We start from the raw sequence: 271 nt of genomic DNA, 5'->3' as shown, positions 1-271 counted from the left end.
TTGTTGATATCGAAGGGCATCCTGAAGACCCCATGATGCAACTTGCCTTAGATGAGCTGTCCTTCTTTTCTGCTGAATTGCGCATTATTGGCATTTATCCTGCTAAAAATGGTCGAAGATCACACATATAAAAATTAATTAAATTGTACATTTCTCGTGGAGATTGAAGGGCATACTAAAGATCTCACGATACAACGCCCCTTGAAAAACAGCGGCTTTCTTTTCTGCTAAACTTCTTTTCATTATGAATACTGAAGAAGAATATAAGCGA

General features: G+C 37.6%; 1 pseudogene. It reads left to right on the top strand.

Annotated elements, in window-relative coordinates:
• Positions 1 to 131: pseudogene (locus tag ACFINS_RS10315) on the top strand (prephenate dehydratase); the annotation flags it as partial.
• Positions 132 to 271 lie beyond the last annotated feature (140 nt).

This window comes from Bartonella sp. AA2SXKL (assembly GCF_042197205.1).
Classification (GTDB): Bacteria; Pseudomonadota; Alphaproteobacteria; order Rhizobiales; family Rhizobiaceae; genus Bartonella.
Note: the sequence above shows the minus strand (reverse complement) of the source record. Positions and strands in the feature narration are given on the sequence as shown.